Source organism: Cupriavidus consociatus (genome assembly GCF_017814975.1).
Lineage (GTDB): Bacteria > Pseudomonadota > Gammaproteobacteria > Burkholderiales > Burkholderiaceae > Cupriavidus > Cupriavidus consociatus.
In genome coordinates this window covers 286,092-300,373 of sequence record NZ_JAGIQA010000005.1, presented here as the reverse complement: position 1 = coordinate 300,373, position 14,282 = coordinate 286,092, and the positions used below count along the sequence as shown (strand labels likewise).

The 14,282-nt window shown below is 66.8% G+C and carries 13 protein-coding genes and 1 tRNA gene; 5 read left to right on the top strand and 9 right to left on the bottom strand.

Annotation, left to right across the window (positions count from 1 at the left end):
* Window positions 1-93: 93 nt before the first annotated feature.
* Window positions 94-1,149 carry a recombinase RecA gene (gene recA / locus J8I82_RS09770; protein ID WP_133093781.1) on the bottom strand — a complete coding sequence of 352 codons (1,056 nt, stop codon included), beginning with the start codon at window positions 1,147-1,149 and terminating at the stop codon, window positions 94-96.
* Between the two features lie 226 nt (window positions 1,150-1,375).
* Here recA and J8I82_RS09765 point away from each other — a divergent pair, with 226 nt between their 5' ends.
* The 5 genes from J8I82_RS09765 (at window position 1,376) to J8I82_RS09745 (ending at window position 6,177) form a co-directional block, all read left to right on the top strand.
* Window positions 1,376-2,065, top strand: coding sequence for a response regulator transcription factor (locus J8I82_RS09765; protein WP_116317177.1), 690 nt, complete (start codon window positions 1,376-1,378; stop codon window positions 2,063-2,065).
* 66 nt (window positions 2,066-2,131) lie between these two features.
* Window positions 2,132-3,685, top strand: a complete 1,554-nt coding sequence (locus tag J8I82_RS09760) for a sensor histidine kinase (RefSeq protein ID WP_209756732.1) — start codon at window positions 2,132-2,134, stop codon at window positions 3,683-3,685.
* Window positions 3,682-4,011 (top strand): DUF4212 domain-containing protein, encoded by a 330-nt coding sequence (locus tag J8I82_RS09755; RefSeq protein WP_209756731.1) that lies wholly within the window; start codon window positions 3,682-3,684, stop codon window positions 4,009-4,011. Before J8I82_RS09760 ends, J8I82_RS09755 begins: the two co-directional genes overlap by 4 nt.
* Before the next feature lie 250 nt (window positions 4,012-4,261).
* The gene (locus J8I82_RS09750; protein WP_209756729.1) at window positions 4,262-5,959 is read left to right on the top strand and encodes an MFS transporter; all 1,698 of its coding nucleotides are present in this window, start codon (window positions 4,262-4,264) and stop codon (window positions 5,957-5,959) included.
* Window positions 5,960-6,100: 141 nt separating this feature from the next.
* Window positions 6,101-6,177: transfer RNA gene (locus J8I82_RS09745), tRNA-Met, on the top strand.
* 102 nt (window positions 6,178-6,279) lie between these two features.
* Here the strand turns inward: J8I82_RS09745 and J8I82_RS09740 are convergent.
* The 8 genes from J8I82_RS09740 to J8I82_RS09705 all read right to left on the bottom strand — a co-directional run bounded on the left by J8I82_RS09740 (window position 6,280) and on the right by J8I82_RS09705 (window position 14,276).
* Window positions 6,280-7,020 carry a GntR family transcriptional regulator gene (locus J8I82_RS09740; protein WP_209756727.1) on the bottom strand — a complete coding sequence of 247 codons (741 nt, stop codon included), beginning with the start codon at window positions 7,018-7,020 and terminating at the stop codon, window positions 6,280-6,282.
* Window positions 7,021-7,137: 117 nt separating this feature from the next.
* The gene (locus tag J8I82_RS09735; RefSeq protein ID WP_209756725.1) at window positions 7,138-8,169 is read right to left on the bottom strand and encodes a Bug family tripartite tricarboxylate transporter substrate binding protein; all 1,032 of its coding nucleotides are present in this window, start codon (window positions 8,167-8,169) and stop codon (window positions 7,138-7,140) included.
* A gap of 77 nt (window positions 8,170-8,246) precedes the next feature.
* Window positions 8,247-9,272 (bottom strand): Ldh family oxidoreductase, encoded by a 1,026-nt coding sequence (locus tag J8I82_RS09730; protein ID WP_209756722.1) that lies wholly within the window; start codon window positions 9,270-9,272, stop codon window positions 8,247-8,249.
* Window positions 9,269-10,204, bottom strand: a complete 936-nt coding sequence (locus J8I82_RS09725; protein WP_209756846.1) for a hydroxyacid dehydrogenase — start codon at window positions 10,202-10,204, stop codon at window positions 9,269-9,271. Before J8I82_RS09725 ends, J8I82_RS09730 begins: the two co-directional genes overlap by 4 nt.
* Window positions 10,204-11,379 (bottom strand): UxaA family hydrolase, encoded by a 1,176-nt coding sequence (locus tag J8I82_RS09720; RefSeq protein WP_116317169.1) that lies wholly within the window; start codon window positions 11,377-11,379, stop codon window positions 10,204-10,206. Before J8I82_RS09720 ends, J8I82_RS09725 begins: the two co-directional genes overlap by 1 nt.
* 54 nt (window positions 11,380-11,433) lie before the next feature.
* Window positions 11,434-11,715: a UxaA family hydrolase gene (locus J8I82_RS09715; protein WP_029048819.1), complete on the bottom strand. Its 282-nt coding sequence runs from the start codon at window positions 11,713-11,715 to the stop codon at window positions 11,434-11,436.
* A gap of 133 nt (window positions 11,716-11,848) precedes the next feature.
* Window positions 11,849-12,862, bottom strand: a complete 1,014-nt coding sequence (locus tag J8I82_RS09710; RefSeq protein ID WP_209756720.1) for an alcohol dehydrogenase catalytic domain-containing protein — start codon at window positions 12,860-12,862, stop codon at window positions 11,849-11,851.
* 70 nt (window positions 12,863-12,932) lie between these two features.
* Complete coding sequence (locus tag J8I82_RS09705) at window positions 12,933-14,276, bottom strand: MFS transporter (RefSeq protein ID WP_209756718.1); 1,344 nt, start codon at window positions 14,274-14,276, stop codon at window positions 12,933-12,935.
* Window positions 14,277-14,282 lie beyond the last annotated feature (6 nt).

Here is a 14,282-nt window from a genome sequence, read left to right as displayed (position 1 = left end):
AGGTCGTGAAGTTTCCACCGTGGGCCGAAACAAAAAGGCCGGCGCATCGGCGATGCCCCGGCCCTTCCGGTTGCTCCAGCGGCTGGCCGGCGCTCAGTCTTCCAGCACTTCGGCCGGCACGACGTTGGTCGGCGCCACGCCCAGCGCGGCACGCACCTTGTTCTCGATCTCTTCGGCGATGTCCGGGTTCTCGCGCAGGTATTCGCGCGCGTTGTCCTTGCCCTGGCCGATCTTGTCGCCGTTGTAGCTGTACCATGCGCCCGACTTCTCGACGATCTTGGCGTCCACGCCCAGGTCGATGATCTCGCCCTGGCGGGAGATGCCCTGGCCGTACAGGATGTCGAAGAAGGCTTCGCGGAACGGCGGCGAGACCTTGTTCTTGACCACCTTGACCTTGGTCTCGTTGCCGATGACGTCGTCGCCCTTCTTGATCGAGCCGATGCGGCGGATATCCAGGCGCACCGAGGCGTAGAACTTCAGCGCGTTGCCGCCGGTGGTGGTTTCCGGCGAGCCAAACATCACGCCGATCTTCATGCGGATCTGGTTGATGAAGATCACCAGGCAGTTGGTGCGCTTGATGGTGCCGGTCAGCTTGCGCAGCGCCTGGCTCATCAGGCGGGCCTGCAGGCCGGGCAGCGAGTCGCCCATTTCGCCTTCGATTTCGGCCTTGGGCACCAGCGCGGCCACCGAGTCGATCACGATCAGGTCGATCGAGCCCGAGCGCACCAGCGCGTCGGTGATTTCCAGCGCCTGCTCGCCGGTGTCCGGCTGCGAGATCAGCAGGTCGCCGACGTTCACGCCCAGCTTGCCGGCGTAGCTGACATCCAGCGCGTGCTCGGCGTCGATAAAGGCGCAGGTGCCGCCCAGCTTCTGCATCTCGGCCACGACCTGCAGCGTCAGCGTGGTCTTGCCCGACGATTCCGGACCATAGATCTCGACCACGCGGCCGCGCGGCAGGCCGCCGACGCCAAGTGCGATGTCCAGGCCGAGCGAACCGGTGGACACCACCTGGATGTCCTTCTCGACCTCGCCGTCGCCCAGGCGCATGATCGAGCCCTTGCCGAACTGCTTCTCGATCTGGGAGAGCGCGGCGGCAAGCGCCTTCTGCTTCTCGGCGCTCACGCCGGCACCTGCCTTCTTGTCGTCCATGGTCGTCCTTGAATCAAATGGTGTATAAATAGGCCGCATGTGGCGCGGCACCGGCTTTTTGCCGGCTCCAGCGCCGGCCCGGCTGTCCGCGCGGCCGCCACTCAGGAAGCATCCCGGGCGGCCCCAGCGGAATGTGCGGGTACTGTATAAAAAAACAGTATGCTTGGCAAGCCCCATCGCGCCCATTCCGCGGGCGCCCGGCTATGCCGGCCAGGTGGAGACAACCATGCGTATTCTGATCGCCGAAGATGACGACACGCTGGCCGATGGCCTGACGCGCTCGCTACGTCACTCGGGCTATGCCGTCGACCATGTTGCCGACGGGCTGGGCGCCGACTCGGCCCTGTCGACCCAGACCTTCGACCTGCTGATCCTGGACCTGGGACTGCCGCGCATGTCCGGCCTGGAGGTGCTCAAGCGCCTGCGCGCCCGCGGCGCGATGCTGCCGGTCCTGATCCTGACCGCGGCCGACAGCGTCGACGAGCGCGTCAAGGGCCTGGACCTGGGCGCCGACGACTACATGGCCAAGCCTTTCGCGCTGTCCGAGCTGGAAGCGCGCGTGCGCGCGCTGGTGCGCCGCGGCGCCGGCGGCGGCGCCACGCTGATGCGGCACGGGCCGCTGGCCTTCGACCAGGTCGGCCGCATCGCCTACCTGAACGAACAGATGCTGGACCTGTCGGCGCGCGAGATCGGCCTGCTGGAGATCCTGCTGACGCGCTGTGGCCGGCTGGTGTCCAAGGAACAGCTGGTCGACCATTTGTGCGAGTGGGGCGAGGAAGTCAGCAACAACGCCATCGAAGTCTACGTGCACCGCCTGCGCAAGAAGATCGAGGTGGGCGGCATCCGCATCGCCACGGTACGCGGCCTGGGTTATTGCCTGGAAAAATTCCAGCCGGCCGTGGCCGCGCAGCATTGACGCGGCCCGTCCCTTAGCCCCACCCTTGCAGGCGAGCACGACCGCACCCGAGCGACAAACGTCGAGATGAGCCTGCTGCAACTGCCCTGGCGGCGCGCGCACCGCGCCGTGCCGCCACCCTCCCCTGCCACGCCGCCGGGCACCGCCGACCAGGAACTGGCCGACGCCTTGCCGCACCTGGAGGAAAGCACCGCCACGCCCGCGCCGCGCTCGCTGTTCGGCGAGATCCTCGACTGGATGCTGGCGCCGCTGCTGCTGCTGTGGCCAATGAGCATCGCGGTGACTTACCTGGTGGCCAAATCGATCGCCAACGGGCCGTTCGACCGGGCGCTGGAAGCCAGCGCCATCGTGCTGTCGCAACAGTTGCGCGAGGTCAACGGCCGCGTCACGCTGCAGTTGCCCCTGTCGGCACGCGAGATCCTGCGTGCGGACGAGACCGACAATATCTATTACCAGGTGGTCGGCAAGCGCGGCGAATTCATCGCCGGCGACCACGACCTGCCGCTGCCGTCGGAAGAGGACCAGGGCCACGCCGGCCTGGTGTCGCTGCGCGACGACCGCGTCGCCGGCAACGATGTGCGGGTGGCCTACACCTATGTCGACCTGCGCCAAGTCAGCGGCAACCAGCCGGTACTGGTGCAGGTGGCCGAAACACTCGACAAGCGCGCGCGCCTGGCCAACGAGATCATCAAGGGCGTGATCCTGCCCCAGTTCGTGATCCTGCCGCTGGCGGTAGTGCTGGTGTGGTTCGGGCTCTCGCGCGGGCTGGCGCCGCTGACCGCGATCCAGCAGCGCATCCGCGCGCGCAACCCGGGCGACACCAGTCCCATCGACGAACGCGCGGCACCGCAGGAGATCACGCCTCTGGTAGGATCGTTCAACGACCTGCTGGCGCGGCTGGACCAGTCGGTGCAGACGCAGAAGCGCTTTATCGCCGATGCCGCGCACCAGATGAAGACACCGCTGGCGGGGCTGCGCATGCAGGCCGAGCTGGCGCAGCGCGAGCAGTCACCGGAAGAGCTGCGGCGCTCGCTGGCGCAGATCGCCGGCAGCTCCGAGCGCACCGCGCACCTGGTCACGCAGCTGCTGTCGCTGGCGCGCATGGAAAACCTGGCCGGCGCCGGCGGCATGGGCGAGCTCGACCTGGGCGCACTCGCGCGCGAGGTGGTCAAGGACTGGCTGCCGCAAGCCTGGGCGCGCGACATCGACCTGGGGCTGGAAGCGGACGACCATCCGGTGACCGTACTCGGCAACCGGCTGATGCTGACCGAGATGCTCAACAACCTGCTCGACAATGCCATCCGCTACACGCCGCGCGGCGGGCACGCGACGGTGCGCGTCAGCGCCGATGCCTTCGAGCCGTTTGCCTACCTGGATGTGGAAGACACCGGCCCAGGCATTGCGCCGGCCGAGCGCGAACGCGTGATGGAGCGCTTCTACCGCGTGCTCGGCACCAATACCGAAGGCAGCGGGCTGGGCCTGGCCATCGTGCGCGAGATCGTGCAGCAGCACGGCGGCGATGTGCAGATTTCCGACCACGTCTATCAGCAAGCGCCGCGCCTGGCCGGCGCGCACTTCCGCGTGACACTGCGCCGCCCGACCGTAACTTCGACCTTATGAACGACGTGCCCGCCCCTGACCTCGCCGAAGCACGCCAGCGCCAGGCCTGGCACCTCAACCTGCGCTGGATCGCCGGGCTGCTGGCGGTCTGGTTCATAGTGACCTTCGTGGTGGCGTGGTTTGCGCGCGAGCTGCGCTTTGACTTTTTCGGCTGGCCGTTCTCGTTCTGGGTGGGCGCCCAGGGGGCGCTGGTGGTCTACGTGCTGATGGCGGCCCTGTACGCCTGGCGCATGAACCGCGCCGACGAAGCCCCCGACGACGCTGTCGCGCCCGCCCCCCTGCCTTCGCAGGGAGCCTTGCGCGGGCCGGGCTCCGATGCTGCATAGCGATATGCCGGCGAGCCCGCGCGGCAATGCCATGTGAAGCTAAAGCTGGCTGCACCGCAGCAAGCGCTGCCCTGAAATCGGCTAGCGTATACCCCGACATTTTTGGCACTTGCGCGCCCAAATCTGTCAGAACTCAGTAAGTTTCGCGAACCACAATCCACTGCAACTCAGGCTCCCGGCCAGCGGCACGGGCCTTTTCCGCGATGTTGCCGCGCCTTGCCCGAGATCCATTCCAGACGGAGGAGACAAGATGGCAAACGTGCAAAACGTTGCGGTACCCGGAGGGGGTGCGCAAAACGCACCGATGACACGCGAGGAGCGCAAGGTGATCCTTGCCTCGTCGCTGGGCACGGTGTTCGAGTGGTACGACTTTTATCTCTACGGCTCGCTGGCGGCGATCATCGCCAAGCAGTTCTTCGCCGGCCTGGATCCGACCTCTGCCTTCATCTTCGCGCTGCTCGCGTTTGCCGCCGGCTTTATCGTGCGGCCGTTTGGCGCGCTGGTGTTCGGCCGCCTGGGCGACATGATCGGGCGCAAGTACACCTTCCTGGTGACCATCCTGATCATGGGCCTGTCGACCTTCATCGTCGGCCTGCTGCCCGGCTTTGCCACCATCGGCTGGGCCGCCCCGGTGATCCTGATCGCCTTGCGCATGCTGCAGGGCCTGGCCCTCGGCGGCGAGTACGGCGGTGCCGCCACCTACGTGGCCGAACACGCGCCGCACGGCAAGCGGGGGGCGTACACGTCGTGGATCCAGACCACCGCCACGCTGGGCCTGTTCCTGTCGCTGATCGTGATCCTGCTGTGCCGCGAGATGACCGGCCCGAACTTTGAAGTCTGGGGCTGGCGCATCCCGTTCCTGCTGTCGATCCTGCTGCTGGGGATGTCGGTCTATATCCGGCTGTCGATGAATGAATCGCCGGCGTTCCAGCGCATGAAGGCCGAGGGCAAGACCTCCAAGGCTCCGCTGACCGAGTCGTTCGCGCAGTGGCGCAACCTGAAGATCGTGATCCTGGCCCTGCTCGGCCTGACCGCCGGCCAGGCCGTGGTCTGGTACACCGGCCAGTTCTACGCGCTGTTCTTCCTGACGCAGGTGCTCAAGGTCGATGCCAAGACGGCCAACCTGCTGATCGCCGGCGCACTGGTGATCGGCACGCCGTTCTTTATCTTCTTCGGCTCGCTGTCGGACAAGATCGGCCGCAAGTGGATCATCATGGCGGGCTGCGCGCTGGCCGTGCTGACCTACTTCCCGCTGTTCAAGGCGCTGACCCACTACGCCAACCCGGCGCTGGAGCGCGCCCAGCACACCGCGCAGATCGTGGTGACCGCGGATCCGAAGCAGTGTTCGTTCCAGGGCAGCCCGATCGCCCGCGAGATCGACTTCCGCAGCTCGTGCGATATCGCCAAGCGTACCCTGGCCCAGTCTTCGGCCAGCTATGAAGTGGTGGAAGCCCCGGCCGGCACGGTGGCAACGGTCAAGATCGGCGACAAGGAGATCAAGGCGTTCGACGCCAAGCTTGCCAACAGCCATGCCTTCGACGATGCCAGCAAGGCCCAGATCGCGGCGTTCAAGAAGGAGGTGAGCGGCGCCATGTCCGCCGCCGGCTACCCGGCCAAGGCCGACCCGGCGCAGATGAACACGATCATGGTGCTGGTGATCCTGGTCATCCTGGTGATCTACGTGACCATGGTCTACGGCCCGATCGCCGCCATGCTGGTGGAGCTGTTCCCGACCCGAATCCGCTACACGTCGATGTCGCTGCCCTACCATATCGGCAACGGCTGGTTCGGCGGTTTGCTGCCCACCATCTCGTTCGCGCTGGTGGCCCAGAACGGCAACATCTACTACGGCCTGTGGTACCCGATCATCATCGCGGCCATCACCTTCGTGATCGGTGCGCTGTTCGTGCGGGAAACCAAGGACGTGGACATCTACGCCCACGACTGAACGGTCGGCTGGACGAGACCGTGACCACAACGGCAGGCCGCCCCGGCCTGCCGTTTTTTCATGGACGCCGGCGCCCCGAAAAAATCTTCGTACGAGGGTGTTGACAGTGCCGAAAGCCCATGTATAATCTCAGTCTTCGTTGGCGAATTAGCTCAGTCGGTTAGAGCGACGGAATCATAATCCGCAGGTCCGGGGTTCGAGTCCCTGATTCGCCACCATCTATTTGAAAAGCCGCGTTCTCGCAAGAGAACGCGGCTTTTTGCTTTGGACTGCCAGGCGCGCTTCCGGTCGATAGCTCTCGATGCCGGAAGCGTCACGCCCTACGGCTGCGACAACAGGAATTCATGCCGGCTGGTATCGAGCCGTGACACGCGGTACTCGATCCGCTCGTCGTGGTAGGACGAGGCCACGCGCAGGATCTTCAGCAACGGGCTGCCCACGGCAACGCCCAGCAGCTCGTGGTCATCCTCGTCGGCCAGCGCCGAGCGCAGCCGCTCTTCGGTGCGGATGATATTGATGCCGAAGGTATCCTGGTAGAAGTTGTAGAGCGTATTGGGCCGCTCGCGCAGCTGCTTCTCCGTCAGGCCCTTGAAGCGCTCCTCCGGCACGGTGATGGCATCGATCATCATCGGCGTGCCTTCCAGCGACAGGACATTGGCGAAGCGAAACACGGGTTCGCCAACAGCCAGCCCCAGGGCGGCCGCCTCCTCCTTGTCGGCCTTCGCGCGCCGGAACCTGGCCAGGCGCACGGTCGGATATTCGCGATGGCCATCCTGGCGCACGATCCGGAAGAAGCGGAAGAAGTGATCCTCCTGCCGGTGCGTGGCGACGAAGGTGCCGCGGCCCTGGTGCCGGATCATGATGCCTTCGGCCACCAGTTCGTCGATCGCCTTGCGCAACGTGCCGATCGACACGCCAAAGCGCTCGATCAGCTTGCGCTCGGACGGAATGGCTTCACCCGGCTTCCACTCGCCCTCCGCCAGTGCGGAGAGAATGGCCTGCTTGACGTCCTTGTACAGGACACCGCCGATCGCGCTGGCGGCATCAAATCTGGCACCCACGTTGAAATCCCTGTTCGCTGGCCCGCGCCGCCTGACGGCATTCGCGGGCCGATTCATCTGGATAAGCCAGATCATACCGGAGGCCCTCTGGTGCCTGGCACGGCCGGCCAGCCGGCGCTATTCGGCGCGGATATGCTTCTCTTCGATCAGCCTTGCCCACCGCGTCACCTCACCGTTGAAGTATTCGGCGAAGGGGCCGCTGGTCTGCGGCGCCGGGCTGAATCCGGCCGCCACGATGCGCTCGCGCAGCGCGTCGGACTGCAGCATGCGCGCCACCGACGCTGCGACCTTGTCGACGATCGGCCTGGGCGTCCCCGCCGGCATCATCAGGCCGGTCCAGTTCTCGACGATCAGGTCAGGATAGCCCGCCTCGGCCACCGTCGGCACATCGGGCAGCAGCGGATGCCGCTCGCGCGTGGTCACCGCCAGCGCGCGCAGCTTGCCGCCCTTCACATAGGCCAGCGACTCCGGGAAATTCGAGAACACCACATCGATCTGGCCGCCGATCAGGTCCGTCATCGACGGCGCCCCGCCCTTGTACGGCACATGGGTCAGGTTGGCGCCGGTCAGGCTTTCGAACAGCGCCAGCGTCAGGTGCGGCGGCGTACCGTTGCCGCTGGAGCCGGCATTGAGCTTGCCCTTCTGCGCCGCCGCGGCCAGGTCCTTCATCGACTTGACCGGCGAACTGGCCGGCACCACCACCAGCATGGGCGACGAGGCGATGCGCGCCACCGGCACCAGGTCCTTCTGCATGCTGAACGGCAGCTTGGGGAACAGCGTGACATTGGAAGCATGGGTCAGCGTGACCGCGAGCCAGGTATAGCCGTCGGCAGGTGCCTTGGCGACCTGGTCGGCGCCGATGTTCGCGTTGCCGCCGGGCTTGTTGTCGACCACCACGGGCCGCTTCCATTCTTCCGCTAGCTGGTGCCCGACCAGCCGCGCCATGATGTCAGTCAGGCCACCGGCCGCGAACGGCACCACGTAGCGGATCGGCTTGCCTGGATAGTCATGGGCGGGCACCGACGCCTGCGCGGTGCCCTGTGCGGCGGCCGGCGCCGAGGCCAGTCCGGTAAGCGTGGATACTGCGGACAACGCGACAAGCGCGCCGGCTCCGTACCTGAGCGCGGTGCGAATCAAACCTCGATACATGGTGTGTCTCCGTTTTGTGGTCGCTGGCCCGTTCTGTGTCGGGTCCGCTTTCGTGGTGGGAATCGAATCGAAAACCGCTAGGCCTTGCCCTCCTGCACCGCCTCGCCCGCCAGTTCGCGCAGCGCATCGAGCAGGGCGTCGGGGATGTCTATGCCGTGGGCCTGCGCGTCGGCCTGCGCGGCATCGCGCCGCGCGCCGGGCAGGCGCGTGCCCTCGTCATCCAGCATCGCCTGCAACAGGGCTTCGACACGTCCGGCATAAGCGTCGGAGCCCGCGAACGCACCCGGGTCCAGCACCATGAAGAGCTGGCCGATACGCGGCCGGTTACCGGCGTCGGTGAAAAAGGAATCCGCTTCGGCGCCGAAGCTGGCGCCCGCCAGCGAAGTCACCAGCAGCTCGACCATCAGCGCCAGCATCGCGCCCTTGACGCCGCCCGCGGGCAGCATCGACCCGCGCAGCGCGGCCTGCGCATCGGTCGTCGGCTGGCCGGCCTCGTCCAGAGCCCAGCCCAGCGGGATCGGCTTGCCCTGCTTGGCAGCCACCATGATCTTGCCGCGCGCGACCTCGGACAACGACAGATCGATCACGACCGGCGCGTGGCCCCGGCGCGGAAACACCGCGGCAATGGGGTTGGTGCCGAACAGCGGGCGCCGTCCTCCCCAGGCAGGCATCGCTGCCGGCGAGTTGCCCATGGCGATGCCCACCATGCCCACGCGCGCCACCGCATCGAGCGGCAGCGCGGCAGCGCCGAAGTGGTGGCTGTTGGTGACCGCCGCGACACCGACACCGGTTTCATAGGCCCGGCCCATTGCCTCGGCGATTGCCAGGTCGCATGCCGGGAAGGCGAAGCCGCACCCCGCATCGACCAGCGCGGCACTGGCCCGTGTGCGGCTCACCGTGGGCGTGGCACGGCCGTCGACACGATCCGCGTGCAGGTGCGCCACATACATCGGTACGCGCGATACGCCATGCGACGCCAGCCCCGCCGCATCGGCACGCACCAGCGCCGCAGCCGTGGCATCGGCCTGCAGCTTGCTCGCCCCCGCACGCCGCAGCGCGGCATTGGCGATCCGCTCCAATTGCGTGACCGGCACCCGGCTCATGTCATGTCCTCCAGCGTCTGTCGCACCTGTTGCGCGATCATCATCGAGACCCGCGCATTGGCCTCCTGCGTCACGCCGCCGATATGCGGCGTCAGGATCAGGTTGGGCACGTCGGCGAGTACGCTGCCTGCGGGCAAGGGTTCATGTTCGAAGACGTCGAGCGCCGCGCCGCCGAGATGCCCGTCCCGCAGCGCCTGCGCCAGTGCGGCCTCGTCGACCACGCCGCCGCGGGCCGTGTTGATCAGCACCGCACCACGCTTCATGCCGGCGATTCGCCGCGCGTCGAGCAGATGCCGCGTGGCGGCGACCAGCGGCACATGCAGGCTGACCGCGTCGGATTGCGCCAGCAGCGTGTCGAGCGCAACGCTGCGCACGCCGGTCCGCGCCCATGCCGGGTCGGCCGCGGACAGCATCGGGTCATGCGCCACTACCTGCATGCCGAACGCCTGCGCCAGCGCGGCGGCCTGCCTGCCGATGTCGCCGAAGCCCACCAGCCCCAGCGTCTTGCCGAGTGCCTCCCTGCCGCCGGACAGTCGTGCGCGCGGCCACTGCCCTGCGGCCACTTGCGCGCTGCTGCCGTAGGCGCCGCGCAGCAGCAGCGCCGCGGTGGCGACCACGTACTCGGCCACCGAGCGCGCATTGGCCCCGGCCGCGGGGATCACGCGGATGCCGCGCTCGCGGCAGGCCTCGACATCGATATTGTCGAGCCCGACCCCGAGCCGCCCGACCACGCGCAGCGACGGCGCACCGGCGAGCAGCGCCGCGTCGACCTGCGTGCGGTTGCGCACGATCAGCGCCTGCGCGCCGGGCAGCGCATCGAGCAGTTCGGCGCGGCGGTCCACCCAGCCCGGCTCGTAGCGCAGGTCGAAGCCCGCCCGCAGCGCCTGCACCGCCGCATCGTCCATGAACTCGCTGATGCAGATCCGCTTCATCATGCCGACTCGTGGATGCGGGTCAGCACGAACTCGCGGTGACCGAGCGCTTCCGCCGCGGTCCAGCGCCCGTTGACCGTGGCCAGCATGCACTCGAGCAGCTTGTCGCCGGTCTGGTCCAGCGTCAGCTCTCGCTGCAGCAGGCCCGAGCAATCGACGTCCATATGCTCGCTCATCAGCCGCACCGTGCGCGGATTAGCGCACAGCTTGATCACCGGCACGATCGGGTTGCCGATCACGTTGCCCTGCCCGGTCGGGAAGAAATGCACCACATATCCGGCGGCGGCGCACAGCGTGACCATCTCCGCCGCGGCCGACGACGAATCCATGAACCACAGGCCCGGGTGAGTCGGCTCCTCGGCCTTGTCGAGCACGCCGTCGACCGTGCACTTCTTGCCGATCTTCTGGATGTTGCCCAGCGCCTTCTCTTCGATCGTGGTGAGGCCGCCGGCGATATTGCCCTTGGTCGGCTGCGACTCCGACAGGTCCGAGGTCTTCCAGCGGTCGATCATGCCCTGGTAGCGCTCGAACATGGCCATGAACTGGTGGCGCACTTCGTCGTTGGCGCAGCGCGCCGCCACGATATGCTCGCCGCCGGTCAGCTCGGAGGTCTCGCCGAAGACCAGCGTGGTGCCGAGCGGATGCAGCTTGTCGAAGGCATTGCCGACGGTGGGGTTGGCGCCGCAGCCGGATGTCGTATCCGACTCGCCGCACTTGGTCGACACCCACAACTCGCTGATCGGACATTCCACGCGGTGCAGCGCGGTGGCGTACTGCACGTACTCCTTCGCGGCCTTCGACGCCCGCATGATGGTGTCATGGTCGCCATGGCCCTCGATGCCGAAGCCGACCACCGGCTTGCCGGTCCTGGCGATGCCATCGACCACCTTCTTGGTCCAGCCGTCCTCGATGCCGATCACCACCACGGCGGCGACATTGGGATTGCTGCCTGCGCCGATCAGCGTGCGGAAGTGCAGGTCCAGGTCCGGCCCGAACTGCAGCCGGCCATACGGATGGGGAATCGCCATGGTGCCCTTGATGGCGACGGCAACCGCCTCGGCGGCGGCGTTGGACAGGTCGTCCAGCGGCAGGATGATGACGTGGTTGCGCACGCCGACGCGGCCGTTGTCGCGGCGGTAGCCCCAGAAGGTGGTGTTTTGATCGATCACGGACATGGCTTGGGTCTCGGGTATGGGGTGGGGAGATGAATGGCGGGGACAGGGCGCGGCTTACCAGCGCTTGGTCTTGATGTTGTGGACGTGGGCGTGTTCGCCCGCCTTGATCGGCGCCACCACCTTGCCGATGTCGATGCCGTACTTGTAGACGGTGTCGTTGGGATCCATGTCGCACAGCGCCACCTTGTGGCCGATGGGGATCGGCTGCAGCGCGGTCACGGTCACGATCTTGTCCTCATCCATGATCCAGGCGTTCAGCTTGGTGCCGGCCTGGATCCCTTCCACCACGGCCACCGCCACGGTGTCCTTGGCGTCGTGCAGCACTACGTGAATCATCGTTGTCTCCTCTGTGGGTCGGTTGTGCGGGTTGTCTGTGAAACCATCTTAGGCAAGCTAAAGATCCATGTCAACTAACTCATATATATCACTTGGTTGAGCATGAAACGGCATTTTGTCCGGCCTCGATCCGTCAGGCCGCTTCCGGCAGCAGCACGACCTTGGCAGCCGCAACGCGGCCCGCTGCCAGGTCGGCAAATGCTTCCGGCCCCTCAGCCAGCGCACGGGTCTCGACCCACGCCAGGTCGCCGAAGCTGCCGGCCGCCAGCGCAGCAACCGTGGCGCGCAGGTCGGCCATGGTGTACGTGTACGTGCCGAGCAGCGTCAGCTCGGCGAGCGTGAGCTTGCGCATGTCGATCTCGCTGGCCCAGTCCTGCAGCCCGATATGCATGACGACGCTCCCCGGCCGTGCCGCCGCGAGCGCGAGGTTTCGCGTGGCCTTGGCGCCGACGGCATCGACCACCAGGTCATACTCGGACGTCTGCGGCGGGGCTGACAGCGGATCGACGGTTTCACAGTCCACGTGCCGGGTAATGGAGGCGCGGCGCAAGGCATTGGTTTCGGCCACCGTGACGCGGCGCCCGCCGTACGATTTCACCAGGGCAGCCGTGAGCATGCCGATCGCACCGCCGCCGATGACGAGCGTTCGCGCCTCCGGCAGGGGCCGCACCATCGCCCGCATCGAGAGATTGAGCGCGTGCAGCGCGGTGGCCGCGGGCTCCGCCAGGGCCGCCGGTACGCTGGCAAGCTGGTCCGGGATCGGGATCGCGCAGCGAATCGGAACCGACAGGTATTCAGACAACGCACCGGGCCGACTCATGCCGACCATGCCGCGATTGGCGCAGAGGTTGTCGCGTCCTTGCAGGCAGAAGTCGCAGTGCCCGCAGGTGACCAGCGGGTTGGCAGTGACGCGGGTACCGGCAGGCATCCGCTGCGGGTCGGAAGTTGCCACCACGGTGCCCGCGAATTCATGTCCCAGCACAAGCCCCGGCTTGCGACGCGGATCGTGGCCATGATAGGCGTGCAGGTCGGAGCCGCAGATGCCGGTGGCATCGATGCGCAACAGGGCTTCACCCGGCTGCAGGGTCGGCATGTCGCGCTCGAGCAGCGCGACCGCATTCGGTTCGGTATAGACGATAGCTTTCATGGCTTGGCCATCCGAGGCGGATCAAGGGAAAAAAAACAGGGGAAGGCGGCACAAGCCGCCTGGGAGGAAATCAGGCGTTCGCCTCGGAGGGTGCGAGGCTGCCGCAGGCGCCTGCGCGCGTCTGCCGCCGGGCGATCCACATGGTGCATGCCGCGCTGAGCAGGCCGATGGCCAGCACATAGGCGCACAGGTACCAGGGTTCGCCGCCCGCCCGGGCATTGAGCCAGGTCGCGATGATCGGCGTCAGCCCGCCCGCGAACACGCCGGCGAACTGGTACACGAACGAGATGCCGGTATAGCGCACGCCTGCGTCGAACACCTCCGAGAACATCGACGACATGGTGCCGAACACGGCGGCGTGGAAGACACCGAACGGCAGGATGATGGCCGCCCATACCAGCCACACGTTGCCGCCCGAATGCTGCATCAGCCAGAACGCGGGAAACGCCGACAAACCCGCCAGCAGCGCGCCGGTACCGTAGACCAGCGGACGGCCAAGCCGGTCGGACACCGCCCCCCAGAGCGGGATGAAAAAGGTCATGACGCCAGCACCGATCAGCACGCCCAGCAGCGCATCGTTACGCGACAACTGCAGTGTCTGCGTGAGATAGGACAGCGAGAACACGCCGAACACATTGAAGAACACGCCGTCGATGAAACGCGCGCCCATGCATGCCAGCACTACGCCCGGGTATTGGCGCAGCATCGTGACGAAGGGCAACGACTTCGGCCTTGCCGTGCCGCGTTGCCGCTCGGCGAACTCGGGCGACTCTTCCACGTGCGTCCGCATGTACGAGCCGATGATCACCATCACCGCGCTGAGCAGGAAGCCGATCCGCCATCCCCAGGCGAGGAAATCCTGGTCCGACAGCAGGAACGACAGCAGCGCAATGATGCCGCTCGCCAATACCAGCCCCAGCGACATCCCGGTCTGCGGCAGGCTGGCGAAGAACCCGCGGCGCCGGGCGGGCGCGCTCTCGAACGTCATCAGCACCGCACCGCCCCACTCTCCGCCGAGCCCGATGCCCTGCGCGATCCGGCACACCAGCAGAAGGACCGGCGCCCAGAGCCCGATCTGTTCATAGGTCGGGATCAGGCCGATCGCCGTGGTGGCAACGCCCATGATCATCAGCGTGAGGACCAGCATGCGCTTGCGGCCCAGCGTGTCGCCGAAATGCCCGAAGATGACGCCGCCCAGTGGCCGCGCCACGAAGCCCGCCGCGAACGTGGCGTACGCCAGCAGGGTGCCCACGACAGGATCGGCGGCAGGAAAGTAGAGCTTGTTGAACACCAGCCCCGCCACGACCCCATAGAGGAAAAAGTCGTACCACTCGACCATTGCGCCGATCGTGCTCGACGTCACCACCTTGCGTAGCTTGCGCCCTGGGTCTTGCCCCGGGATCTCTGTTGTCATGGCTGT

What these genes read in the sequence shown, in the direction of transcription:
- J8I82_RS09755 (WP_209756731.1), top strand. Translation starts at nt 3,682, where the DNA reads ATGAACGACGTGCCCGCCCCTGACCTCGCCGAAGCACGCCAGCGCCAG.
- J8I82_RS09705 (WP_209756718.1), bottom strand. Translation starts at nt 14,276, where the DNA reads ATGACAACAGAGATCCCGGGGCAAGACCCAGGGCGCAAGCTACGCAAG.
- recA (WP_133093781.1), bottom strand. Translation starts at nt 1,149, where the DNA reads ATGGACGACAAGAAGGCAGGTGCCGGCGTGAGCGCCGAGAAGCAGAAG.
- J8I82_RS09765 (WP_116317177.1), top strand. Translation starts at nt 1,376, where the DNA reads ATGCGTATTCTGATCGCCGAAGATGACGACACGCTGGCCGATGGCCTG.
- J8I82_RS09750 (WP_209756729.1), top strand. Translation starts at nt 4,262, where the DNA reads ATGGCAAACGTGCAAAACGTTGCGGTACCCGGAGGGGGTGCGCAAAAC.
- J8I82_RS09720 (WP_116317169.1), bottom strand. Translation starts at nt 11,379, where the DNA reads ATGTCCGTGATCGATCAAAACACCACCTTCTGGGGCTACCGCCGCGAC.
- J8I82_RS09760 (WP_209756732.1), top strand. Translation starts at nt 2,132, where the DNA reads ATGAGCCTGCTGCAACTGCCCTGGCGGCGCGCGCACCGCGCCGTGCCG.
- J8I82_RS09725 (WP_209756846.1), bottom strand. Translation starts at nt 10,204, where the DNA reads ATGAAGCGGATCTGCATCAGCGAGTTCATGGACGATGCGGCGGTGCAG.
- J8I82_RS09735 (WP_209756725.1), bottom strand. Translation starts at nt 8,169, where the DNA reads ATGTATCGAGGTTTGATTCGCACCGCGCTCAGGTACGGAGCCGGCGCG.
- J8I82_RS09710 (WP_209756720.1), bottom strand. Translation starts at nt 12,862, where the DNA reads ATGAAAGCTATCGTCTATACCGAACCGAATGCGGTCGCGCTGCTCGAG.
- J8I82_RS09730 (WP_209756722.1), bottom strand. Translation starts at nt 9,272, where the DNA reads ATGAGCCGGGTGCCGGTCACGCAATTGGAGCGGATCGCCAATGCCGCG.
- J8I82_RS09715 (WP_029048819.1), bottom strand. Translation starts at nt 11,715, where the DNA reads ATGATTCACGTAGTGCTGCACGACGCCAAGGACACCGTGGCGGTGGCC.